The following is a 22105-nucleotide window of genomic DNA, read 5'->3' on the forward strand; positions in this document are numbered from 1 at the left end:
GCCGCATCAGGACTTCAGGAAGTCCTGGCGGGCGAGGAGCGCGGTGTCGGCGTTGTCGGAGAAGATCCCGTCGATGCCCTGCTCGAAGTACTTCCTGAACGCGCCGAAGGCGTCGCCGTAGGCGTTCGGGTCGGTGCCCCTGCGGAAGTCGGCGGGCAGGAAGGCGTTCTCGTTGCGCATCGTGTACGGGTGCAGGATCAGCCCGGCGGCGTGCGCGTCGCGCACCAGCGTGGTCGGCGTGCCGAGCTTCCCGGCCGCGTCGACAGGGATGATCAGGGTGAGCGTCGGCCCGATGCCCTGCGCGAAGTGCGCGGTCCACTGCAGGCCGGCGGGGGTGATGAGGTCGTCGACGGTGCGCGGGTCGCCCGCTTCGACGAAGTCCCACGGGCGGCTGCCGAGGCCGGAGAGCAGGAAGATCTTGGGGGCCGCGACACCGAGCGCGCCCAGCCGCTGCAGGCTGCCCGACTCGAAGGACTCCAGGAACTGCGGGGAGTTCTTCCGGTCACGGCCGTAGCGGCGCAGCAGCCTGGCCAGCCGCTCCTCCAGGCCGAGGCCGAGCTTGCGGAAGTACGTGGGGTGCTTGGTCTCGGTGTGCAGCCACACCGGACGGCCCCGCTTGCGGCCCTGCTCCTCGGCCCACTGGAGCACCTCCTCGAAGGTGGGGATCTCCCAGCGGCCGTCGTAGAGGGTGTTGCGCTGCCGGTTGGCGGGCAGCCGTTCCACGGCGCGCAGCGTCTTCAGCTCGGCGAGCGTGAAGTCCTCGGTGAACCAGCCGGTCATGGCGGTGCCGTCGATGGTCTTGGTGGTCCTACGGCTCGCGAACTCGGGGTGCTTCGAGACGTCCGTGGTGCCGCCGATCTCGGGCTCGTGCCGGCAGACCAGATGGCCGTCCTTGGTGGGCACGAGGTCCTGCTCGATGACGTCCGCGCCGATGTCCAGGGCGTACTGGTAGGAGCCGAAGGTGTGCTCGGGGCGGTAGCCGCTGGAGCCGCGGTGCCCGATGACGGTCGGCACCGGCAGCTTGGGCGAGCCGTGTCCGCCGCGGTTGGCCGCGGTGTCCGCGGCGGCCGCCGTCCCCGGCAGGGCGAACACCGCGCCGCCGGCGCCCAGGGCCGCCGCCGCGCCGAGGACGGCCCGGCGGGCCGGTCCTGATCCCTGCTGGTCGTGCGTCATGAGCTCTCCCCTGTCTCCGGTGACTGCGGCCGAACGCCTGTGCGGCACCTGCCGGTCGACCCGCGCATCGTAGGCGCGTACATCTTTCGTACGAGCCACGACAGGCGAAACATGCGCGGAACGTACGTCAACACTGCGTAGCAAGTGTGTGAACCCGGCGTGCGCTGACCAGGCGAACGGAAGTATCGTCCTCATCTATAGGGGGTGTGCGCCAGTGGGCGTGCGCCCCTGGTCTGCGATCCACCGATCCCCTGCCCGGAGGGCCCGTTGTTCCGTTTCCTGATCAATGCGCTGCTCGTACCGCTCCTCCGCGTGCTGTACCGCCCGCGTGTCGAGGGAATGGAGAACATCCCCGCGACCGGACCCGTCATCCTGGCGGGCAACCACCTCGCCTTCTCGGACTCACCGTTCATGACCCTGGTGGCCCCGCGCCCGGTCTTCTTCCTCGGCAAGGACGAGTACGTGACCGGCCGCGGCATCAAGGGCCGCGCGAAGGCCGCGTTCTTCACCACCGTCGGCATGATCCCGGTGGACCGGGACGGCGCCCGCGGCGGCGCGGCGGCGCTGATGACGGGCCGCCGGGTGCTGGAGGACGGCCAGATCTTCGGCATCCACCCGGAGGGCACCCGCTCCCCCGACGGCCGGCTGTACCGGGGCCGTACGGGTGTCGCCCGGCTCGCCCTGATGACCGGCGCGGTCGTCGTGCCCTGCGCGCTGATCGGCACCGAGCGCGTCCAGCCGGCCGGCAAGAAGCTGCCGCGCATCCACCGGGTGACCATCCGCTTCGGCGCGCCCCTCGACTTCTCCCGCTACGAGGGCATGGACCGTGACCGCTATGTGCTGCGGGCCATCACCGACGAGGTGATGAGCGACGTCATGCGGCTGTCGGGCCAGGAGTACGTCGACATGTACGCGACCAAGGCCAAGGCCGCCTGACCCACGGCGCCGAGGCGCCCCGCTCCGCCCCTCAGTGATGGGCGGAGCGGGCCGTTGCCAGCTTGGTGTGGCGCAGCATCCGCCAGGCCCACACCGACGCCCCGATCAGCACCACCGCGCCGACCAGGGCGGCGATGCGCAGCCCGTCGGTGAACGAGGCCTGCGCCGCCGTGAGCAGGGTGTTCCCGCTCTCGCCGGGCAGCGTGCCCGCCACCTCGACGGCCCCCGCCAGGGAGTCCTTGGCCTGCGCGGCGCTGCCCGCCGGCAGTCCGGCGGGCAGCGTCAGGTTGGAGTAGACGCCGGTGACGATGGAGCCGAGCAGCGCGATGCCGAGGGCGGCGCCGAGTTCGTAGGCCGTCTCGGACACCGCGGCCGAGGCGCCGGCCTCCTCCTCGGGGACGCTGGAGAGGATCACGTCGGCGGTGACGGTGAACGAGAAGCCGGCGCCCACACCGACGATCAGCAGCACGGCGAAGAGCAGCGGGTAGCCCGTCTCCGGGGTGAGCCCGAACAGTCCGGCCAGCGCCAGACCGCTGGCGCCCAGACCGCCCGCGACGACCAGCCGCACGGAGAACCGGCGGGCGGCCATGCCCGCGCAGAGCCCGGCCCCCACGGCGCCGACCATGGCCGGAAGTTCGGCAAGACCCGCCTCCAGCGGCGAGCGCCCCTGCACCATCTGCAGGAACTGTGACAGGAAGAAGATCAGCCCGGACAGGCCCAGCACGGTCAGCAGATCGGCCAGCACCGAGGCGGAGAAGCCCCGGTTGCGGAACAGATGCATGTCCAGCAGCGGTGCGGGCAGCGTGTACTGCCGCCGGACGAAGGCATAGAGGCAGGCCAGTCCCACCGCGCCCGCGGCGAAGGCGGCGGGCTTCGCGCCGTGCGCCGCGATCTCCTTGATGCCGTACACGACACCGAACATGCCGACGAGCGACAGCGCGACGCTGACCAGGTCCCAGGGACCCGGGTCGGGATTCTTCGACTCCGGCAGCAGTTTGTAGCCGACGACCACCAGGACCACCATGACCGGCAGGTTGATCAGGAAGACCGAGCCCCACCAGAAGTGCTCCAGCAGGATGCCGCCGACGACCGGTCCCACGGCGGCGCCGGCCGTCGAGGCCGCGCCCCACACACCGATCGCGAAGCTGCGCTCCCGCGGGTCGGTGAAGAGGTTGCGGATCAACGCGAGGGTGGACGGCATGAGGGTGGCGCCGGCCACGCCCATCAGGGCGCGGGCGAGGATGAGCATCTCCGGGGTGTGCGCGTAAGCGGCCAGCACCGACAGCCCGCCGAACGCGGCGGAGCCGATGAGCAGCAGCTTCTTGCGGCCGACGCGGTCACCGAGGCTGCCCATTGAGACCAGCAGCCCGGCGATGACGAAGGAGTAGATGTCGCCGATCCACAGCACCTGCGTCGAGGACGGCTCCAGGTCCTCGGTCAGGAACGGCATCGCCAGCCCGAGCACCGTCGCGTCGACGGCGACGAGCAGCAGCGCCAGTGTGAGGATGCCGAGCGCGAGCCAGCGGGAGGGGTGCGGGGGCGTCGGGGGCACGGGGGCGGTGGGCTTGTGCAGGGCGTCGCGGGTCATGACGCGCTCCGCAGCATCCCGCCGAGCATCAGCTCGGAGACCATACGGGCGGAATCGTTCCGTGCCATACGTCCATCCTGGACGCACCAGGCCGAGGCCGCGATCAGGGCGTACAGCGCCTCGCCCAGCCAGGTCGGTGTCAGGTCGTACCGGAACAGCCCCTGTTCCTGGCCGCGCCGGAACAGCGCGCTGACCCGCTCGTCCACCCTCGCCCAGCCCTCGTTGACCTCCGGCAGGTCGTACAGCTGGTTCTCGCCGTAGAGGAAGGCCAGGAAACCGGAGACGGGCATGGCCTCGTCGATCAGCCGGCGGACCGCTTCGACCGGGTCGCCCTCCTCTATGCGGGCGGCGTCCAGCCGCTCGTCCATCTGCGCGATCCCGAGCAGGCCGAGGGCCCGGACGAGGGCGTCGCGGCCGGGGAAGTGCCGGTGGAGGGTGGCGCGGCTGATTCCGGCCGCCTTGGCGATCTCGTCCATGGACGCGGTGGCCCGGCGGCTCAGCAGGGCCGCGGCGTCGCGCAGCACCTGTTCACGATCGAAACTCATGAGACAAATATAGCGCGCATGAGACACGGATGTCTCACATTAAATCCGCAGAACGGCGGAGGCCGGGCCGTCACGGCCCGGCGCTCCGCCCGGTGTCAGCGTTCGGCCAGCGCCCAGGCCAGCTGTACGGCCACGTCCTGCTTGACCTCGGCCAGCTGCTCGGCCACCCGGACCGGCGCCGTGCCGCCCCGCCCGTCGCGGGAGGCGAGCGCGCCCTTGACGTTGAGGACGGTGCGGACCTCGGGCGTCAGATGGGGTGAGATCTTGGCGAACTGTTCGTCCGTCAGCTCGTCCAGCTCGATGCCGCCGGCCTCGCAGACCTTGACGCACTCCCCCGCGACCTCGTGCGCGACCCGGAACGGAACGCCCTGCTTGACCAGCCATTCGGCGATGTCGGTGGCGAGGGAGAAGCCGGCCGGTGCCAGTTCCTCCATCCGCGCGGCGTTGACCGTGAGGGTGGCCATCATCCCGGTGAAGGCGGGCAGCAGGACCTCGAGGGTGTCGCAGGAGTCGAAGACCGGCTCCTTGTCCTCCTGCAGATCGCGGTTGTACGCGAGCGGCAGGGCCTTCAGCGTCGCCAGCAGACCGGTCAGATTGCCGATGAGCCGGCCCGACTTGCCGCGCGCCAGCTCGGCGATGTCCGGGTTCTTCTTCTGCGGCATGATCGACGAGCCGGTGGAGAAGGCGTCGTGGAGGGTGACGAAGGAGAACTCCTTCGTGTTCCAGATGATGATCTCCTCGGCGATCCTCGACAGGTCGATCCCGATCATCGCGGTGATGAACGCGAACTCCGCGACGAAGTCGCGCGAGGCCGTGCCGTCGATGGAGTTGGCGACCGAACCGCGCTCGAAGCCGAGTTCGGCGGCGACCGCCACCGGGTCGAGGCCGAGCGAGGAGCCCGCGAGCGCGCCGGAGCCGTACGGCGAGACGGCTGTCCGGTCGTCCCACTGCCGCAGCCGCTCGGCGTCCCGGCTCAGCGCCTGCACATGCGCCAGGACGTGGTGGGCGAAGAGCACCGGCTGGGCGTGCTGCAGATGCGTACGTCCCGGCATGGCGACGTCCGCGTGCGTCTCGGCGAGACCGACCAGCGCCTCCTGCAGCTCGGCGATCAGCCCGCCGATGATCCGCGCGTGGTCGCGCAGGTACATCCGGAAGAGGGTGGCGATCTGGTCGTTGCGGGACCGGCCGGCCCGCAGCTTACCGCCCAGGTCCGGGCCGATCCGCTCCAGCAGACCGCGCTCCAGCGCGGTGTGCACGTCCTCGTCGGCGATGGTGCCGGTGATGGTGCCCGCCTCGACATCCACCGCCAGCTGGTCGAGCCCGGCCAGCATCCGCCCCAGCTCGTCATCGGTGAGCAGCCCGGCCTTGTGCAGGGCGCGGGCGTGGGCGCGGGAGCCGGCGATGTCGTAAGGGGCCAGCCGCCAGTCGAAGTGGACCGACGCCGAAAGCTTGGCCAGGGCCTCCGCCGGGCCGTCCGCGAACCGGCCGCCCCAGAGCCTGACATCGCCGTTGCTGCTCACCGCTGCTCCTCGAAAGTGTCGCGTGGACCGTCGCCTGGTGACGACCGCACTGACTGGCATAAGTATGCATTGCACTGCATGATTCGTCAAAAAGGCCTTCCGGCGCGTTCCGGCGCCCCGGGAACGCCGAAGGGCCCCCGGGAACGGGGGCCCTTCCAGACGGCTTCGGCGACACGATCCGGGTCGTACGGCGCCGGCTCAGTTCTGCCGGTGGTCGCCCGCCGCCAGCCGGAGGAGGTGGTCGGCCAGCGCCTGGCCGCCCGCCGCGTCGCGGCTGATCAGCATGAGGGTGTCGTCGCCCGCGATGGTGCCCAGGATGTCGTGCACCTCGGCCTGGTCGATCGCGGAGGCCAGGAACTGGGCCGCGCCCGGCGGGGTGCGCAGCACGACCAGGTTGGCGGACGCCTCCGCCGAGATGAGCAGCTCGCCGGCGAGCCGGGCCATCCGCTCCTCCTTGACCGACTCCCCCAACGGCGCCTGCGGGGTGCGGAAGCCGCCCTCGGACGGCACCGCGTAGATCAGCTCGCCGCCGGAGTTGCGGATCTTGACCGCGCCCAGCTCGTCCAGGTCCCGCGAGAGCGTCGCCTGCGTAACGCTCAGCCCGTCGTCGGAGAGCATCTTCGCCAGCTGGCTCTGCGACCGCACCGGCTGCCGGTTGAGGATGTCCACGATCCGCCGGTGGCGTGCGGTGCGGGTCTGCGGTACGGCCTGGCCGTGCTGCGCCTCGGTCATCGTCGCCCTTCTCCGGATCGTTGGTCCCTGTGTACCGCGTCGAGGACGGCGGGCAGCGCCTGGAGGAACACCTCCACCTCGTCGTCACCGAGGATCAGCGGAGGAGCGAGCCGTACCGTGTCGGGCACAGCGGCGTTCACCAGGAGTCCGGCGTCCTGAGCCGCCTGCTGCACCTGCGGTGCGAGCGGCTCCGTGAGAACGATACCCAGCAGGAGCCCCGCACCGCGCACATGATCGACCAGCGGGTGCCCGAGCGCCTCGATCCCGTGCCGCAGCCGGTCGCCCTGCCGCTTGACGTTGTCGAGGATCCCGTCGGCCGCGATGGTGTCCAGTACGGCGAGCGCGGCGGCGCAGGAGACCGGGTTCCCGCCGAAGGTGGTGCCGTGCTGACCCGGCGTCAGCAGGTCGGCAGCGGTGCCGAAGGCGATCGTGGCCCCGATCGGCAGACCGCCGCCGAGCCCCTTGGCGAGGGTGACGACATCGGGCTCGACGCCGTGCGCCTGGTGCTCGAACCAGTGGCCAGTCCGGCCGATGCCGGTCTGTACCTCGTCCAGGACCAGCAGGGTGCCGGTGGCGGAGGTGATCTCCCGCGCCGCCTTCAGATAGCCGGCGGGCGGCACGACGACGCCGTTCTCCCCCTGGATGGGCTCGATGACCACCAGCGCGGTGTCGGTGGTGACGGCGGCGCGCAGTGCGTCCGCGTCCCCGAACGGCACATGGGTGACATCACCGGGCAGCGGGTGGAACGCCTCCTGCTTCTTCGGCTGGCCGGTGAGCGCGAGGGCGCCCATCGTCCGGCCGTGGAAGGCGCCGGAGGTGGCGACCATGTGAGTGCGGCCGGTCAGCCGGCCGATCTTGAAAGCGGCTTCCACCGCCTCCGCACCGGAGTTGGAGAAGAAGACCCGGCCTGCCCGGCCGAAGAGTTCCAGCAGCCGTTCCGCGACCGCCACCGGGGGCTCGGCGATGAAGAGGTTCGACACATGGCCGAGCGTGCCGATCTGCTCGGAGACCGCCCGGACCACGGCCGGGTGGCCGGTGCCGAGGGAGTTGACCGCGATACCGCCGACGAAGTCGAGATAGACCTTCCCGTCGGCGTCCCAGAACTTCGCGCCCTCGCCGCGGACCAGCGGGACGCGCGGCGTCCCGTAGTTGTCCATCAGCGAGCCCTGCCACCGCCGCGTCAGTTCCTCGTTGCTCATGACCCGTCCCCCTGCGCGTCCGGCACGATCATCGTGCCGATGCCGTCGTCCGTGAATACTTCGAGGAGCATCGAGTGGGGCACCCGGCCGTCGATGATCCGTGCGCTGCCGACGCCGTGCCGCACCGCGTGCAGACAGCCTTCCATCTTGGGCACCATGCCGCTGGCCAGCGAGGGCAGCAGCTTCTCCAGCTCGCTCGCGGTGAGCTGGCTGATCACGTCCTCGCTGGACGGCCAGTCGGCGTACAGCCCCTCGACGTCGGTGAGGACCACGAGCACCTCGGCGTCCAGCGCCGAGGCGAGCGCGGCGGCGGCGGTGTCCGCGTTGATGTTGTAGACATGGCCGTCCTCGCCGCGGGCGATGGACGAGACGACCGGGATCCGGCCGTCGTCCAGCAGCGCCTGGATGGCGCCCGGGTCGACATGGGTGATCTCGCCGACGAAGCCGATGTCCACCTGCTCCCCGTCGACGACCGCGTGCCGCTTGACGGCGGTCATGGTGTGCGCGTCCTCGCCGGTCATCCCGACGGCGAACGGGCCGTGCTCGTTGAGCAGTCCGACCAGCTGCCGCTGGACCTGTCCGGCGAGCACCATCCGGACGACGTCCATCGTCTCGGGGGTGGTCACCCGCAGTCCCGCGGTGAAGGACGACGTGATGCCGAGCCGGTCGAGCTGCGCGCTGATCTGCGGGCCGCCGCCGTGCACGACGACGGGCCTGAGGCCGGCATGCCGCAGGAAGACGACGTCCTGGGCGAAGGCCGCCTTCAGCTCCTCGTCGACCATGGCGTTGCCGCCGAACTTGATGACGACGGTCTTGCCGTTGAAGCGGGTGAGCCACGGCAGCGCCTCGATGAGGATGCGGGCCTTGGGGAGCGCGGTGTGGTTGCGCGCGGTGGGGTTGGTCATGAGCTGTACGCGCTGTTCTCGTGCACGTAGTCCGCCGTCAGGTCGTTGGTCCAGATGGTGGCGGCGGCGCTGCCCGCGCTGAGGTCGGCGGTGATGACGACCTCGCGGTACCGCATGTCGACCAGGTCGCGGTCCTCGCCGACCGAGCCGTCCTTGCAGACCCAGACGCCGTTGATGGCCACGTTCAACCGGTTCGGCTCGAAGGCGGCGGCGGTCGTGCCGATCGCGGACAGCACCCGGCCCCAGTTGGGGTCCTCGCCGTGGATTGCGCACTTGAGGAGGTTGTTGCGGGCGATGGAGCGGCCCACCTCGACGGCGTCGTCCTCGGTCGCGGCGTTGATCACCTCGACCTTGATGTCCTTGGACGCGCCCTCGGCGTCACCGATCAGCTGACGGGCCAGGTCGGCGCACACCTGCTCGACGGCGGCGGCGAAGTCGTCGTAGGCGGGGACGGTGCCGGAGGCGCCGGAGGCGAGCAGCAGCACGGTGTCGTTGGTCGACATGCAGCCGTCGGAGTCGGCCCGGTCGAAGGTGGTGCGGGTGGCGGCGCGCAGCGCGGTGTCGAGGGTGCCGGCGTCCAGGTCGGCATCCGTCGTGAGCACGACCAGCATGGTGGCCAGTCCCGGTGCGAGCATGCCCGCGCCCTTGGCCATCCCGCCGACGGTCCAGCCGTCCTTCTCGACGACGGCCGTCTTGTGCACCGAGTCGGTGGTCTTGATCGCGATGGCGGCCTTCTCGCCGCCGTGCGCGGAGAGTTCGGCCGCCGCCTTGGTGATGCCGGGCAGCAGCTTGTCCATCGGCAGCCGCAGCCCGATCAGACCGGTCGAGGCGACCGCGATCTCGCCCGCGTTCTGTCCGAGGACCTCCGCGGCCCGCTCGGCGGTCGCGTGCGTGTCCTGGAAGCCGAGCGGTCCCGTGCAGGCGTTCGCGCCACCGGAGTTGAGGACGACGGCGGACACCAGCCCGCCCTTGACGACCTGCTCGGACCAGACGACGGGCGCGGCCTTCACACGGTTGGAGGTGAAGACACCCGCGGCGGCCAGGCGCGGCCCGTTGTTGACCACGAGGGCCAGGTCGGGGTTGCCGCTGTCCTTGATCCCGGCGGCGATCCCCGCGGCCGTGAATCCCTGTGCTGCCGTGACGCTCACGGTGCCACTCCTGTCGTGGAAAGTCCCATGTCCTCGGGAAGTCCGAGGGCCACGTTCATGCTCTGTACCGCGCCGCCCGCGGTGCCCTTCGTCAGGTTGTCGATCGCGCTGATGGCGATGATGCGGCCGGCCGCCTCGTCGTACGCGACCTGCAGCTGTACGGCGTTGGAGCCGAGCACCGCGCCGGTCGACGGCCACTGCCCCTCGGGCAGCAGGTACACGAACGGCTCGTCCGCGAAGGCCTTCTCGTACACGGCGCGGACCGCTTCGGCGGTGACTCCCGCCTTCGCCCGCGCACTGCAGGTGGCGAGGATGCCGCGCGGCATGGGTACGAGGGTCGGGGTGAACGAGACGCCGACCGGCTCCCCGGCCACGGCCGACAGGTTCTGGATCATCTCGGGGGTGTGCCGGTGCACGCCCCCGACGCCGTACGGGGTGACGGATCCCATGATCTCGCTGCCGAGCAGGTGCGGCTTGAGGGCCTTGCCCGCGCCGGACGTGCCGGAAGCGGCGACGATCACGGCCTCGGGCTCGGCGAGCCCGGCCGCGTACGCCGGGAAGAGCGCCAGCGAGACGCTGGTCGGGAAGCAGCCGGGCACCGCGATGCGCTTCGAGCCCTGCAGCGCGACCCGCGCCCCGGGCAGCTCGGGCAGCCCGTACGGCCAGGTCCCGGCGTGCGGGGAGCCGTAGAACTTCTCCCAGTCCGCGGCATCGCTCAGCCGGAAGTCGGCACCGCAGTCGACGATCAGCACACCGTCGCCGAGCTGTTCGGCGACCGCCGCGGACTGCCCGTGCGGCAGCGCGAGAAAGACCACGTCGTGCCCGGCCAGCACCTCGGCCGACGTCGGCTCCAGTACGCGTCCGGCCAGCGGCAGCAGATGCGGCTGCAGTGCGCCCAGTCGCTGTCCCGCATTGGAGTTGCCGGTGAGCGCACCGATCTCGATCTCCGGGTGCCCGAGGAGCAGCCGCAGGATCTCACCTCCCGCGTAACCACTCGCCCCTGCCACCGCTGCCCGCAAAGCCATCGAACCCTCCTCGTCGATGGCATGACTATACGGTCCACCGAAGCTTTATGCAAAGATCTCGGCCGAGGGCCGGCTCACCGGTGCGACCGGCGCTTCGGTCGGCCGTTCAGCGCCTCAGGCGGCCTTTCAGCGCTTCGGTCGGCGCGGAGCCTGTCGACGTCACGCCCCCCGTACCCTCTTTCCGTGCCAGCCTCTCGCCTGTACCGCGTCGCCGTCCTTGTGCTGCAGGGTGCGAAGCCACTCGATGTCGGCATTCCCGCGCAGGTTTTCACGACCCGCGCGAGCATGCCGTACGAGGTGCGGGTGTGCGGGGCGGCGCCCGGTCTCGTGAACGGTGGCGACGGCCTGTCCTACCACGTGGCCCACGGCCTCGACGCGCTGGAGTGGGCCGACATCGTCTTCGTCCCCGGTTACCGGTTGCCGGACCGCGACGACCCGCCGCAGGCCGTCGTCGACGCGCTGATCGCCGCACACGACCGGGGTGCGCGGCTCGCCGCCATCTCGACCGGCGCCTTCGCGCTCGCCGCCACGGGCCTGCTCGACGGCAAGCGCGCCACGACGCACTGGCACTACACGCGGGCGCTGGCGGCGAGGCATCCCCTCGTGCGGCTCGACGAGAACGTTCTGTTCGTCGACGAGGGCAGCGTCCTGACGTCGGCCGGCGCGGCCTCCGGCATCGACCTCTGCCTGCACATCCTGCGCGGCGACCTCGGGGTGGCCGCGTCGAACCATGCGGCCCGGCGCCTGGTCGCGGCTCCCTACCGCAGCGGCGGGCAGGCGCAGTACGTGCCGCGCAGCGTGCCCGAGCTGCTCGGCGAGCGGTTCGCGGCCACCCGCGAGTGGGCCCTTCTCCGGCTCGGCGAGCCCCTCAACCTTGAGGTGCTCGCCCGGCATGCGGCGGTGTCGCCGCGCACGTTCTCGCGGCGCTTCGTCGAGGACACGGGATACACACCGATGCAGTGGGTCATGCGGGCCCGCATCGACGTGGCCCGTGAGCTGCTCGAGCGTTCGGAGCGGAGCGTCGAGCAGATCGCCGCCGACGTCGGTCTCGGCACCGGCGCCAATCTGCGGCGGCACTTCCAGAGCATCCTGGACACGACGCCGAGCGAGTACCGGCGCACCTTCACCCGGGGCGAGTAGGTTCACCCGGGGCGAGTAGGCCGCCACCGCGTGGCGCGATCCTTTCGAACCATGGCGATCACGCCGCTGCCACCGGCCGACGGTGCGCGAGAACCTGGTGGTGAACCGAAGGGACACCACTCATGACTCGCATCGCCATCAACGGATTCGGCCGCATCGGGCGCAATGCGCTGCGCGTGCTGCTCGAGCGCGACAGCACCCTCGAGGTCGTCGCCGTCAACGACCTCACGGAGCCGGCCACCCTCGCGCGGCTGCTCGCCTACGACACGACGGCCGGCCGGCTCGGCCGCCCGGTCACCGTCGACGGGGACGCCCTCGTCGTGGACGGCCGTCGCATCACGGTCCTCGCCGAGCGCGAACCGGCGCAGCTGCCGTGGGCCGAGCTGGGCGTCGACATCGTGCTCGAGGCGACCGGCCGCTTCACCTCGGCCAAGGCCGCCCGTGCCCACCTCGACGCGGGCGCGCGGAAGGTGCTCGTCAGTGCGCCGTCGGACGGCGCCGATGTCACGCTCGCGTTCGGGGTCAACACCGACGCGTACGACCCGGCCCTGCACACGATCATCTCGAACGCCTCGTGCACGACCAACGCGCTCGCACCGCTCGCCGCGGTGCTCGACGAGCTCGCCGGCATCGAGCACGGCTTCATGACGACGGTGCACGCCTATACGCAGGAGCAGAACCTGCAGGACGGCCCGCACCGGGACGCCCGCCGGGCCCGCGCCGCCGCGGTGAACATCGTGCCGACCACGACGGGCGCCGCCAAGGCGATCGGCCTCGTGCTGCCGAACCTCGAGGGCAAGCTGTCGGGCGACTCGATCCGGGTGCCCGTTCCGGTGGGATCGATCGTCGAACTCAACACGACCGTCGCCCGCGACGTGACGCGCGACGACGTGCTGGCGGCGTACCGCACCGCCGCGGAGGGGCCGCTCGCCGGCATCCTCGAGTACTCGGAGGACCCGCTCGTGTCGTCGGACATCACGGGCAACCCCGCCTCGTCGATCTTCGACTCGGCCCTCACCCGCGTCGACGGCCGGCACATCAAGGTGGCCGCCTGGTACGACAACGAGTGGGGCTTCTCGAACCGCGTGATCGACACGCTGGAGCTGCTCGCCGGCCGCTGACCGGACGCCGGGGCACCCCGCCTCCGGCCGCCGCGCCGCCCAACGCTTCCTGTGGGCGCTCCAGTCGGCCGGTCGGGCCAACTGGAGCGCCCGGTCCGGCGATAGCCTGGGCCGCATGGACGAGCTCGACGGAGTGGAGATCATCGCCTTCGCGGACGCCGGGGCGTTCGAGGGCTGGCTGGCCGGGCACTTCACCCGCCAAGAGGGCGTGTGGATCAGGATGGCCAAGAAGAACTCCGGCATCCCGAGCGTCACCTCCGACGAGCTGGTCGACATCGGGCTCTGCTACGGCTGGATCTCCGGGCAGCGGCGCTCCCAGGACGAGCGGCACTACCTGCAGAAGTACGTGCCGCGCCGGCCCAGGAGCCTGTGGTCGCGGGTGAACGTGGAGAAGGTCGAGATGCTGACCGCCGCGGGGCGGATGCGCGAACCCGGGCTGGCCGAGGTGTTCAAGGCGCAGGAGGACGGGCGGTGGGCCGCGGCCTACGCGTCGCAGCGGACGGCGGCCGTGCCGCCCGACCTCGCGGCCGCGCTCGACGCGAACCCCGCGGCGGGAAAGGCGTTCGAGGCGCTCGACAGGACCGGGCGCTATCTGACGATCCTGCCGTTGCTCCAGGCGCTCACGCCGGAGAGCAGGCAAGCCCGGCTCGAGAAGGCCCTGCAACTGCTGATGAACGGCGAGACCCCCGGATAGCGGCGTCGGCACGGTCTCCCGCCCGGCGGGCGTCCCCCGTGGCGGTCACCGCGACCGGCCTGCTCGTGGGCTCGCCCCTGCCCGGTCTGCACACCGTGCCCGACGGCCCGGGCTGGGTGCTCGCCCGGCTGGCCTGGCTGCCGGTGTTCGCCGTGGCGCTGCTGGTCTGCCGGGCCGCGTTCCGCCCCTATGAACAGGGGCGGCCGAGAACGGGCGGCCGGGTCGTACGCAAGGGGCGCCCGGCCCGGCCGGCGGCACCGCGGACCTGGCTCCAGCTCCGGCCGGCTACGGACGGCCGGGCAGGGCGGCTCCCTCGCACAGTGATCCGTCCCCACGCGCGCTTCGCGCCGGCCGGCGGGTCATGCCGACGCCGACGAGGACCACGGCCATGCCCGCGACGGTCCTGAGGCTGACGTCCTCGTGGAGCACGATCGCGCCCAGCGCCACCGAGACCACCGGCAGCAGGTATCCGACCGTGGCGGCGTTGGTGGCGCCCTCGTCCGCGATGAGCCGGTAGGTGAGGTGGAAGGTGATCCCGGTGGCGAAGATCCCCAGGACGACGACGGCCAACAGGGCTGCGGGGCCGGGGTGTACGGGCGCCAGGCCGCCGATCGGCAGGGTCAGCGCGCTGAGTCCCGTCGCGGCGAGGAGCTGGGACGCGGAGAGCGCGATGGTGGCGGTGCCCTTCCCGACGAGATGGCGCCCCATGTAGGCGAACGCGACGGAGTAGCTCGCCGCCGCCCCGAGGATGGCGGCGGAACCCCAGCTGACGAGTCCGTTCCGTCCCCACGGGGCGAAGATCAGCAGCGTGCCCGCGAATCCGAGGAGGAGTCCGCCCAGGCGGGCGGGGTGGAGCCGGCGTTCCGTGCCGATGGTGAGGCCGATCAGCAGGGACCAGAGCGGGGTGGTCGCGTTCAGGACGCCGGCCACGCCGGAGTCGACCGTCTGCTCCCCGACGCTGAACAACGCGAACGGCAGGGCGTTGCAGAAGAAGGCGGCCACGACGACATGGCCCCAGGTCGCGCCGTCGCGGGGCAGGTGGCGGCGCGACGAGAAGCACAGGACGAGCAGCACCAGGGCGCCCAACGCGCAGCGGGTGAACGTCACTTGAGCGGGCGACAGGCCGTCCAGGGCCAACTTGATCCACAGGAACGTCGATCCCCACAGCAGGGCGAGGACGCCCATCCGCACCAACGCCATCGGGCCGGACCCACCACTGCCGTTCTTGCTCACGTGCTGTCTCCCTGTTCGGTCTTCCGTCTCCGGTGATCACCGTGCCCCGAGTCGATACGACAGGACAAGAGAAAAGAGTTGCATGCACCATTAAGCTCTCCTACATGCTCGATGTGAGACGGATGCAGGTGCTGCGGGCGGTCGTCACCAGTGGTTCGGTGACCGCGGCGGCGGCGAATCTGGGGTACACCCCCTCCGCCGTCAGCCAGCAGGTGGCGGCGCTGGAGAAGCAGGCCGGGACGGCGCTGCTCGAACGCTTCGGCCGGGGCGTACGGCCGACGGCGGCCGGACTGCTGCTCACCGAGCACGCGGCCGTGATCAGCAGGAACGTCGCGGAGGCGGAGACGGCTCTGGCCGACCTCCGGGCCGGCCGGACCGGGCAGCTGTCGGTCCGCTACATCGCCACGGCGGGCGCGACGCTGGTCGCGCCCGCGCTGGCGCGGCTGCGTGACGAACATCCGGGGGTACGGATCGACCTCAAGCTCGTCGACCCCGAGGATCCCCTGCCCGAGGTGCAACAGGGCCGGGCCGATCTGGCGATCGTGGTGCATCCACGCGACCGGCCCAGCGCGGGCATCCGTCTCGTGCACCTGCTCGACGACCCCTACCGCGCCGTACTGCCCAAGGGGCACCGGCTCGCGGCGAAGAAGGTGCTGGATCTGACCGACCTCGCCGACGAGCCCTGGGTCGGCAACGAATGGCCCGCGGGCCCCTGCCTCGAGACCGTCGTCGACGCCTGTGCCGCGGCCGGCTTCAGCCCGGACTTCGTGGTCGAGAGCGAGGACTACGCCACGGCCCAGGGATTCATCGCGGCCGGCCTCGGAGTCGGTCTGATGCCGACGCTCGGACTGGGGAACCGCCATCATCCCGGCATCGTCGTGCGCAGGGTCCGCGGACCGGAGCCGGTCCGGGCGATCTACGCCGCGGTACGCGAGACCTCGCCGGCCCAGCCCGCCCTGCTGGGCCTGATCGACGCCCTCCGGGACGCGGCGGCCCGCTGAGCCGCCGCGTCAGGCCGTGATCAGCGTTTCACCGCTCGCAGGATGACGAACTTCGGGTCGCTCGCGACGACTTCGCAGTTGCCGAAGAGCCGGCGCAGCTTCACGTGGTAGCCGAGATGCCGGTTGCCGATCACCCACAACTCGCCCCCGGCGCGCAGCGCTTCGCGGGATCCGGTGAACATGTTCCAGGCCGTCGTGTCGGTCGTCGCCTGGTGGCTGTGGAACGGCGGGTTGTTCAGCACCAGGTCCACCGAGCCGGCGGGGACGGACGACAGGCCGTCGTCGACCAGGAACTGGGCCTTGGCGTCCGGTCCGGTGTTGGCCCGGAAGGTCGCCTCGGCCGACGCCACCGCGGAGAAGGACTCGTCGATGAACGTCACGTGGGCGCCGGGGTTGGCCAGCGCCGCGGCCGTTCCGACCACGCCGTTGCCGCAGCCCAGGTCGACGACGCGCTCGGGGCCGTCGCGCTGCGGGAGGTTCCGGAGGAAGAACCGGGTGCCGATGTCGAGGCGTTCGGCGCAGAAGATGCCCGCGTGGTTGGTGACGGCCAGGCCGGAGGCCGCGCCGACGTCGCCGGGCAGCTGGTACGTACGCGGCCACGGGCTGTCGGTGCGGACGAGCGCGGGGTCCGGCGTACTGAAGATGAGGCGGGCCTTCTTCGCGGCCAGCGACGTCCTGGTGGGACCGATGAGCTCTTCGAAGAGGGTGAGCGTCGAGGTGTGGATCTCGGTGACCATGCCCGTGCCGACGACGACGGTGCCCGCGTGCAGCCGCGGTGCGAGCCGGTGCAGTTGGTCCTCCAGGAGCGCGAGGCTCTTGGGCACCCGGACCAGCAGGACGTCGATGCGGTCCGGGACCGGGTCCATGGCCGAAAGCAGCCGTACCGTGCCGGGCTCGGCCCCGCTGCGCGCCAGGTTCGCCCGGGTCGCCTGCTGGGCGAGGAAGGAGTCGGTGATCTGTACGGGGCGGTGCGCGGCGAGCGAGGTGACCAGCGCGCCCCACCGGTCGCCCACCACGACGACGGTGCCGGAGAGGTCCACGGGCGCCGGCTCGCCGCCGTCCGGCGCGCTGCCGTCCAGGTGCCGCAGCAGGTACTCGTCGGCGGCGTCCCAGGCACGGAGCCTGTCGCGGGGGTCCTCGGGGAAGCGGGTGAGGTCGTACGCACCCGATGACGTCGTCAAACGGTTCATTGTGCCCTCAGGCTAGCCGAGTCCCCCGGACGTCCGGGCCACGCCGCCGGGCGGGCACCGGACGGGCACCGGACGGCGGGACGGGCGGGCACCGGACGGCGGGACGGGCGGCGGGACGGGCGGTGGACCGGGGCGGACCACTACGGCTCCGGGACGCTGTCCGTGGTGAAGGTCCACGACAGCAAGGCGGTGGCCTCGTCGGTGTCCGCCCCGGTGGAGCGGTAGGTGGCCAGGGCGGCCGGGTTGTCGCGGTCGGTGAGCACCCACATCCCGTAGCAGCCGCGCTCGCGGGCGAGCGCGGCCAGCCCGGTGACCAGTGCGCGTCCGATGCCGCGCCGCCGGTGCCCCTCGGCCACCCCGAGCTCGTAGAGGAACATCTCGGTCCCCTTGTCCGGGTGGGTCATCTCCACCCCGGTGACGAACCCGGCCGGCTCCGCTCCCCGGTAGGCCACCAGCAGGTGATGGCCCGGCTCGGCGAGGAACCGGGCCGCCCACTCCGGACGGGCCGGCCCGTCGAAGAGGGTCTCCGCGTCGATCACGTCCGCCGCCCGCGTCACCCGCCGGATGTCCAGCACCTTCGCCTCCCGGTGTACGGAACCACGTTGTCCCAGCACGGTTGTGCCCGACGCGTACCCGCGCCCGTTCACCGTACCCAGCGGTTCCGGCCTTAGGTCGTGTGCTGCGAGATGCGGACGCTGCTTCCAGCGGTCGGTGGGAAGCGCGGCCTCGGCGCTGAGGCGGCCACCTGCCCGGGTGCGGAAGCGCTGGGCGGCCTGCGCCAGGTCCTCGTCCGCGAGTTCGGGGAACTCCGTGAGGAGCCGAGCACCGCGCTCGCCACCGGCAGTTCGGCGGCGTCGGTCGCGAGACGGACGTCCTTGGCCGCGAGCGCCACGGAGAAGTGCGCCTCCCGCGCGAACGCCGCCCTGGAAGGGCAGACAGGCGCCCCGCTCTTCGACCGGCTGCCGCGGATCGGTTTCGTCGCGGCCGAGTGGATCGCGAAGCAGGGCTTCGTCGCGGCGGGACTCGGCGTCACGCTCGTCCCGGCGCTGGCCGCCGCCTCGGTGCGGGCCGACATCGCCCTTGTGGCCCTGCATCCCGACGACGTCCCGGGCCGCGCCGTCCACGCCGCCACCGCGCGCGGCCTGTCACCGTCCCCGGCGGTCGGCGTGTTCCTCGGGCTGCTCGACGGGGCCGTCGCCGGACTGCTCGCCGGCCTCGAAGCCGGCACCGGGTGAGGGGTTCACAACGGGCAACGGGCCCCCGGACATGGAGCAGGGCCCGAGAGCGTGTCCAGCTCCCGGGCCCCTGTTGATGCCGCCCATATGCACACGCCGGCGCGAGTGGGTACGGGTCAGTTTTACGTCGTCTTGTTCTGCCATTGAACTACCGCCGCAGGAAGGAAGCGGCGGACCGGATTCGAACCGGCACCTGACGACCAAGCCCGAACCCGGTGGATCCGGCGATCGGCGGCGAATGCTGAGTCTGGAGCAAGAGTCTGAGATTGATCGCGGTCTGCCTCTGCCAGTTGGGCTACCCCGGCCGGTAGTGCCGGGAGAGGGACTCGAACCCCCACTGGAACCACGTCGTCACGACAAGCTTCAGGCTGAGCTTTGCGCTCCTGGCGCACCCTCCGCACATAGGCGGAGGGGGTCTGTTGGGGTGTGGCCGGCTACGGGCCGAGAAGGTAGCCGAGTACGGCGTCCCCGACCCGCTGGTCGGTGACTTCCGCGCTGTTGGCCTCCTCGCGGGCGAACTTGACCGCGTTCTGCAGCTTCTCCACCCGCTCGAGCAGCTCGTTGACGCGCCGGGCCGGAAGGGCGCCGGAGAACTTGACGGTCGTCCAGTAACCGACCGGCACGTCCTCGTAGTACACGTCGACCTGGGCGGGGTGCTTCTCCGTCGCCTCGGCCTTGACGTGGTTGCGCGGCACCTTCTTCGTACGGATGGTGCGTACCGGCTCGGTCTTCCACGCGTCGCTCGACGGGTCGAGGTTCCACGACTCCGAGGCGTCGAGCACCGGCAGCTTGCGGATGAAGGTGTGCAGGTCCACCAGCTGCTTCTCCAGGAACAGCAGGTACGACACCGGCACTTCCCGCACCAGCGGGCGGCCGTCGACCGTCACGTCGGCGCGGGCCTCGCAGTTCGCCCAGTCCTTGGTGGCGGTGACGTCGAAGAGCCGGGTGAGGGTGACCGCGGTCGTCCGCAGTACGTCCTCGGCCTTGATCTGGACCCGGGTCGACTCGGGGGGCAGCTGTTCGCCCTCCTCGTCCTTCGGCTGATAGGTCCGGGAGAGCCCGGAGAGCAGAACGGGCTTCTGCAGGTCGTGATGGGAAGCGGTCAGTTCCTGTTGGGACTTGGACTTGACGCCCTTCTCGACCGCGATGATCTGATTGAGTTTCGCCACAGGAGGACGCTAACAGGCCCGAACCCCTTGATCGAACGAATATCCGCCGGAAGGCCCGCGGCAACCGCCGTGCACAGGAGCGGTCTTGGCGGACCACGGGCCCCGGTGGCTCAGTGCGGCGGCTCAGTGCGGCGGGTGCGCGCAGCCGCCGTAGTGGTCGGCCACGACGCGGGTCATCGCTCCGAGCGGGTCGGACGCCACCTGGGTCGACGAGAAGAAGACGTTGCCGCGCACCTGCGGGAAGTCGCGGTCGAAGGTGAGATGGCGGGAGAGCTCGGCGGGGTCCTGCCAGGCCGCGGGCTGGCCGGCGACACCCACCTTGTACAGCGCCTCGCCCACGTACAGGTCGACGTCCGTTCCGGAGACCACATCCGCCCACCAGGGGACGAGCTTGGCGTAGTCGGCGGCCGGGAACCCGATGTTCCAGTACACCTGGGGAACGATGTAGTCGATCCACCCCTTCTTCACCCACCCGCGGGTGTCGGCGTGCAGGTTGTCGTAGGTCTGGACGCCCGCTGTGGTGTCGGAGCCGAGCGGGTCGGTCGCCCGGTTGCGCCACACCCCGAAGGGGCTGATCCCGAAGCGGGTGTGCGGCCGGATCCGCTTGATCCGGACGGCCGTCTCACGCACCAGCCGGTCGGTGTTGTCGCGCCGCCAGGCCGCCCGGTCGGGGAACCCGGAACCGAAGGCGGCGTACGCGGCATCGTCGTCGAAGACCTGCCCCGCCACCGGGTACGGATAGAAGTAGTCGTCCCAGTGCACCGCGTCGACCGGATAGCGCCGCACGGCGTCGAGCATCGCGTCCTGGACGAACCGCCGCACCTCCGGCAGCCCCGGGTTGTAGTACAGCTTCCCGCCGTACGGGACGACCCACTCGGGGTGCAGCCGGGCCGGGTGGGTCGGGGTGAGCAGGTTCGGGTCGGTGTTGTTGGCGATGCGGTACGGGTTGAACCAGGCGTGCAGTTCCAGACCGCGCCGGTGCGCCTCGCGCACGGCCGTGCCGAGCGGGTCCCAGCCGGGGTCCTGGCCCTGGGTCCCGCTGAGGTACTGCGACCACGGCTCGTACGGCGACGCCCACAGCGCGTCCGCGGTGGGCCGGACCTGGAGGATCACCGCGTTGAGCCGGCGCTCGACGGCGGTGTCCAGCAGATCGAGCAGTTCCCGCCGCTGCTCCGCCGCCGGCAGGCCGGGTGCGGAGGGCCAGTCCGTGTTGGCGACGGTCGCGATCCACATACCGCGGAACTGGCGCGCGGGCCGCTCCCGTTCCGTGGTCCCGGCCCTGGCGGCCGCCGCCGCGGGTGTCCCGGTGGCGGCCGCCAGGGCCACCGCGCCCACGGTGCCGATGGCTCCCACGGCGAAGGTCCTGCGAGTGATGTGCCCCATCCGTGCCCCCTGATCGTCGGGTGCTGTCCCGCTGATGATGGTGCGGCCGGGGGGCTGGAGCAATCCTCCGCACCGGCGGAGTAACGTCGGAGCGGGCGGGCCCGCTACCGCGTGGTGCGCCCGCTTATTCCTGTACCACAGCGAAAGGCTTACGAGTGAGCGACATCCAGCGCGTCGGAGTGGTGGGGGCCGGGCAGATGGGCTCCGGTATCGCGGAGGTCTGCGCCCGCGCCGGACTGGACGTCCGGGTCGCGGAGACCACCGGCGAGGCCCTGGAGCTCGGCCGTACCCGTCTGACGAACTCCCTCGGGAAGGCCGCGGAACGCGGCAAGATCACCGAGGAGGAGCGGGACGCGACACTCGCCCGTCTGAGCTTCACCACCGACCTCGGCGAATTCGCCGACCGTGACCTCGTGATCGAGGCCGTGGTCGAGAACGAGCAGGTCAAGACCGAGATCTTCCAGGTCCTCGACCAGGTGGTGACCCGGCCGGACGCGATCCTGGCCTCCAACACCTCGTCCATCCCCCTGGTGAAGCTCGCGGTGGCCACCTCGCGTCCCGAGTACGTGCTCGGGATCCACTTCTTCAACCCGGCCCCGGTGCAGAAGCTCGTCGAGCTGATTCCGGCCCTCACCACCGCGGACGACACCCTCAAGCGCACCGAGAGCCTCGTCACCGACGTCCTCGGCAAGCACGCGATCCGCGCCCAGGACCGCTCCGGATTCGTGGTGAACGCGCTGCTGGTCCCGTATCTCCTGTCGGCGATCCGGATGTTCGAGTCCGGAATCGCCAATCGCGAGGACATCGACAACGGTATGGAAATGGGCTGCGCGCACCCGATGGGCCCGCTCAAGCTTTCCGACCTCATCGGTCTGGACACCATTGCCGCCATCGCGGATTCGATGTACCACGAATTCAAGGAGCCGCTGTACGCCGCTCCCCCGCTGCTCCAGCGCATGGTCGACGCGGGCCGGCTGGGCCGTAAGACCGGGGCCGGTTTCTACCAGTACTGACCGCATTGATGAACCAGTGAAAAAGCCGGCCCGCCGTTCCGACGGCGGGCCGGTCCGTCATCCGTGGGCGTTCTCGTAGGCGCTGACGACTTCCTCGGTGGGGCCGTCCATGAGGAGCTCGCCCTTCTCCAGCCACAGCACCCGGTCACAGGTGT

At 71.2% G+C, this 22105-nt stretch carries 21 protein-coding genes and 2 pseudogenes; 8 read left to right on the plus strand and 15 right to left on the minus strand.

Features of this window, described 5'->3' with window-relative positions:
• Nucleotides 1-6: 6 nt before the first annotated feature.
• A complete protein-coding gene (locus tag C6N31_RS37995; protein WP_138352682.1) occupies nucleotides 7-1173 on the minus strand; it encodes a glycerophosphodiester phosphodiesterase in 1167 nt (388 codons plus the stop codon).
• Between the two features lie 267 nt (nucleotides 1174-1440).
• Between C6N31_RS37995 and C6N31_RS38000 the strand changes: the two genes are divergently transcribed.
• Complete coding sequence (locus C6N31_RS38000) at nucleotides 1441-2109, plus strand: lysophospholipid acyltransferase family protein (RefSeq protein WP_138352683.1); 669 nt, start codon at nucleotides 1441-1443, stop codon at nucleotides 2107-2109.
• A gap of 31 nt (nucleotides 2110-2140) precedes the next feature.
• On the opposite strand, the gene C6N31_RS38005 is transcribed toward C6N31_RS38000, so the two are convergent.
• From C6N31_RS38005 to argC, 8 genes are all read right to left on the minus strand, one after another.
• On the minus strand, nucleotides 2141-3697 hold the full coding sequence (locus C6N31_RS38005) for an MFS transporter (RefSeq protein WP_138352684.1): 1557 nt from the start codon (nucleotides 3695-3697) through the stop codon (nucleotides 2141-2143).
• Nucleotides 3694-4242 (minus strand): TetR/AcrR family transcriptional regulator, encoded by a 549-nt coding sequence (locus tag C6N31_RS38010; protein ID WP_138352685.1) that lies wholly within the window; start codon nucleotides 4240-4242, stop codon nucleotides 3694-3696. Before C6N31_RS38010 ends, C6N31_RS38005 begins: the two co-directional genes overlap by 4 nt.
• A 95-nt stretch (nucleotides 4243-4337) precedes the next feature.
• Entirely contained in the window at nucleotides 4338-5762 is a 1425-nt protein-coding gene (argH, locus tag C6N31_RS38015; RefSeq protein WP_164297021.1) for an argininosuccinate lyase, read from the minus strand.
• Nucleotides 5763-5960: 198 nt separating this feature from the next.
• Nucleotides 5961-6494 carry an arginine repressor gene (locus C6N31_RS38020; protein ID WP_138352687.1) on the minus strand — a complete coding sequence of 178 codons (534 nt, stop codon included), beginning with the start codon at nucleotides 6492-6494 and terminating at the stop codon, nucleotides 5961-5963.
• Nucleotides 6491-7693, minus strand: a complete 1203-nt coding sequence (locus tag C6N31_RS38025) for an acetylornithine transaminase (RefSeq protein ID WP_138352688.1) — start codon at nucleotides 7691-7693, stop codon at nucleotides 6491-6493. Before C6N31_RS38025 ends, C6N31_RS38020 begins: the two co-directional genes overlap by 4 nt.
• Complete coding sequence (gene argB / locus C6N31_RS38030) at nucleotides 7690-8598, minus strand: acetylglutamate kinase (protein ID WP_138352689.1); 909 nt, start codon at nucleotides 8596-8598, stop codon at nucleotides 7690-7692. The genes C6N31_RS38025 and argB overlap by 4 nt, the downstream gene beginning before the upstream one ends.
• Entirely contained in the window at nucleotides 8595-9746 is a 1152-nt protein-coding gene (gene argJ / locus C6N31_RS38035) for a bifunctional glutamate N-acetyltransferase/amino-acid acetyltransferase ArgJ (RefSeq protein WP_138352690.1), read from the minus strand. The genes argB and argJ overlap by 4 nt, the downstream gene beginning before the upstream one ends.
• Nucleotides 9743-10771: an N-acetyl-gamma-glutamyl-phosphate reductase gene (gene argC, locus C6N31_RS38040; protein WP_138352691.1), complete on the minus strand. Its 1029-nt coding sequence runs from the start codon at nucleotides 10769-10771 to the stop codon at nucleotides 9743-9745. Before argC ends, argJ begins: the two co-directional genes overlap by 4 nt.
• A gap of 183 nt (nucleotides 10772-10954) precedes the next feature.
• Here argC and C6N31_RS38045 point away from each other — a divergent pair, with 183 nt between their 5' ends.
• The 4 genes and pseudogenes from C6N31_RS38045 to C6N31_RS44600 all read left to right on the plus strand — a co-directional run.
• A complete protein-coding gene (locus C6N31_RS38045) occupies nucleotides 10955-11911 on the plus strand; it encodes a GlxA family transcriptional regulator (protein ID WP_138352713.1) in 957 nt (318 codons plus the stop codon).
• A gap of 122 nt (nucleotides 11912-12033) precedes the next feature.
• Nucleotides 12034-13032, plus strand: a complete 999-nt coding sequence (gene gap, locus C6N31_RS38050) for a type I glyceraldehyde-3-phosphate dehydrogenase (RefSeq protein WP_198359270.1) — start codon at nucleotides 12034-12036, stop codon at nucleotides 13030-13032.
• A gap of 115 nt (nucleotides 13033-13147) precedes the next feature.
• On the plus strand, nucleotides 13148-13726 hold the full coding sequence (locus C6N31_RS38055) for a YdeI/OmpD-associated family protein (RefSeq protein WP_198359271.1): 579 nt from the start codon (nucleotides 13148-13150) through the stop codon (nucleotides 13724-13726).
• A 38-nt stretch (nucleotides 13727-13764) separates the two neighbouring features.
• A pseudogene (locus C6N31_RS44600) lies at nucleotides 13765-13989 on the plus strand (acyltransferase family protein); the annotation flags it as partial.
• Between the two features lie 22 nt (nucleotides 13990-14011).
• Here C6N31_RS44600 and C6N31_RS38060 read toward each other — a convergent pair.
• Nucleotides 14012-14911: a DMT family transporter gene (locus C6N31_RS38060; RefSeq protein WP_198359275.1), complete on the minus strand. Its 900-nt coding sequence runs from the start codon at nucleotides 14909-14911 to the stop codon at nucleotides 14012-14014.
• 152 nt (nucleotides 14912-15063) lie between these two features.
• Here C6N31_RS38060 and C6N31_RS38065 point away from each other — a divergent pair, with 152 nt between their 5' ends.
• Nucleotides 15064-15960 carry a LysR family transcriptional regulator gene (locus C6N31_RS38065; RefSeq protein ID WP_198359272.1) on the plus strand — a complete coding sequence of 299 codons (897 nt, stop codon included), beginning with the start codon at nucleotides 15064-15066 and terminating at the stop codon, nucleotides 15958-15960.
• A gap of 20 nt (nucleotides 15961-15980) precedes the next feature.
• Here the strand turns inward: C6N31_RS38065 and C6N31_RS38070 are convergent, their stop codons facing one another.
• Both C6N31_RS38070 and C6N31_RS38075 read right to left on the minus strand, forming a co-directional pair.
• Nucleotides 15981-17150: a methyltransferase gene (locus tag C6N31_RS38070; RefSeq protein WP_198359273.1), complete on the minus strand. Its 1170-nt coding sequence runs from the start codon at nucleotides 17148-17150 to the stop codon at nucleotides 15981-15983.
• Nucleotides 17151-17290: 140 nt separating this feature from the next.
• The gene (locus C6N31_RS38075) at nucleotides 17291-17722 is read right to left on the minus strand and encodes a GNAT family N-acetyltransferase (protein WP_138352729.1); all 432 of its coding nucleotides are present in this window, start codon (nucleotides 17720-17722) and stop codon (nucleotides 17291-17293) included.
• A gap of 114 nt (nucleotides 17723-17836) precedes the next feature.
• Here C6N31_RS38075 and C6N31_RS45755 point away from each other — a divergent pair, with 114 nt between their 5' ends.
• Nucleotides 17837-18385, plus strand: a complete 549-nt coding sequence (locus C6N31_RS45755; RefSeq protein WP_198359274.1) for a LysR substrate-binding domain-containing protein — start codon at nucleotides 17837-17839, stop codon at nucleotides 18383-18385.
• A 434-nt stretch (nucleotides 18386-18819) separates the two neighbouring features.
• On the opposite strand, the gene C6N31_RS38085 is transcribed toward C6N31_RS45755, so the two are convergent.
• Nucleotides 18820-19554, minus strand: a complete 735-nt coding sequence (locus C6N31_RS38085) for a DUF7873 family protein (RefSeq protein WP_138352719.1) — start codon at nucleotides 19552-19554, stop codon at nucleotides 18820-18822.
• Nucleotides 19555-19677: 123 nt separating this feature from the next.
• The gene (locus C6N31_RS38090; RefSeq protein WP_138352720.1) at nucleotides 19678-20937 is read right to left on the minus strand and encodes a glycoside hydrolase family 10-like protein; all 1260 of its coding nucleotides are present in this window, start codon (nucleotides 20935-20937) and stop codon (nucleotides 19678-19680) included.
• 155 nt (nucleotides 20938-21092) lie between these two features.
• Between C6N31_RS38090 and C6N31_RS38095 the strand changes: the two genes are divergently transcribed.
• Entirely contained in the window at nucleotides 21093-21950 is an 858-nt protein-coding gene (locus C6N31_RS38095) for a 3-hydroxybutyryl-CoA dehydrogenase (protein ID WP_138352721.1), read from the plus strand.
• Nucleotides 21951-22007: 57 nt separating this feature from the next.
• Here C6N31_RS38095 and C6N31_RS38100 read toward each other — a convergent pair.
• Nucleotides 22008-22105, minus strand: a pseudogene (locus tag C6N31_RS38100) (ABC transporter ATP-binding protein); the annotation flags it as partial.

It is taken from the genome of Streptomyces fildesensis, assembly GCF_016107395.1.
Classification (GTDB): Bacteria; Actinomycetota; Actinomycetes; order Streptomycetales; family Streptomycetaceae; genus Actinacidiphila; species Actinacidiphila fildesensis.

What these genes read in the sequence shown, in the direction of transcription:
- C6N31_RS38005 (WP_138352684.1), bottom strand. Translation starts at nt 3,697, where the DNA reads ATGACCCGCGACGCCCTGCACAAGCCCACCGCCCCCGTGCCCCCGACG.
- C6N31_RS38025 (WP_138352688.1), bottom strand. Translation starts at nt 7,693, where the DNA reads ATGAGCAACGAGGAACTGACGCGGCGGTGGCAGGGCTCGCTGATGGAC.
- C6N31_RS38090 (WP_138352720.1), bottom strand. Translation starts at nt 20,937, where the DNA reads ATGGGGCACATCACTCGCAGGACCTTCGCCGTGGGAGCCATCGGCACC.
- C6N31_RS38020 (WP_138352687.1), bottom strand. Translation starts at nt 6,494, where the DNA reads ATGACCGAGGCGCAGCACGGCCAGGCCGTACCGCAGACCCGCACCGCA.
- gap (WP_198359270.1), top strand. Translation starts at nt 12,034, where the DNA reads ATGACTCGCATCGCCATCAACGGATTCGGCCGCATCGGGCGCAATGCG.
- argB (WP_138352689.1), bottom strand. Translation starts at nt 8,598, where the DNA reads ATGACCAACCCCACCGCGCGCAACCACACCGCGCTCCCCAAGGCCCGC.
- C6N31_RS38010 (WP_138352685.1), bottom strand. Translation starts at nt 4,242, where the DNA reads ATGAGTTTCGATCGTGAACAGGTGCTGCGCGACGCCGCGGCCCTGCTG.
- argC (WP_138352691.1), bottom strand. Translation starts at nt 10,771, where the DNA reads ATGGCTTTGCGGGCAGCGGTGGCAGGGGCGAGTGGTTACGCGGGAGGT.
- C6N31_RS38065 (WP_198359272.1), top strand. Translation starts at nt 15,064, where the DNA reads ATGCTCGATGTGAGACGGATGCAGGTGCTGCGGGCGGTCGTCACCAGT.
- C6N31_RS37995 (WP_138352682.1), bottom strand. Translation starts at nt 1,173, where the DNA reads ATGACGCACGACCAGCAGGGATCAGGACCGGCCCGCCGGGCCGTCCTC.
- C6N31_RS38055 (WP_198359271.1), top strand. Translation starts at nt 13,148, where the DNA reads ATGGACGAGCTCGACGGAGTGGAGATCATCGCCTTCGCGGACGCCGGG.
- C6N31_RS45755 (WP_198359274.1), top strand. Translation starts at nt 17,837, where the DNA reads ATGCGGACGCTGCTTCCAGCGGTCGGTGGGAAGCGCGGCCTCGGCGCT.
- C6N31_RS38070 (WP_198359273.1), bottom strand. Translation starts at nt 17,150, where the DNA reads ATGAACCGTTTGACGACGTCATCGGGTGCGTACGACCTCACCCGCTTC.
- C6N31_RS38060 (WP_198359275.1), bottom strand. Translation starts at nt 14,911, where the DNA reads ATGGGCGTCCTCGCCCTGCTGTGGGGATCGACGTTCCTGTGGATCAAG.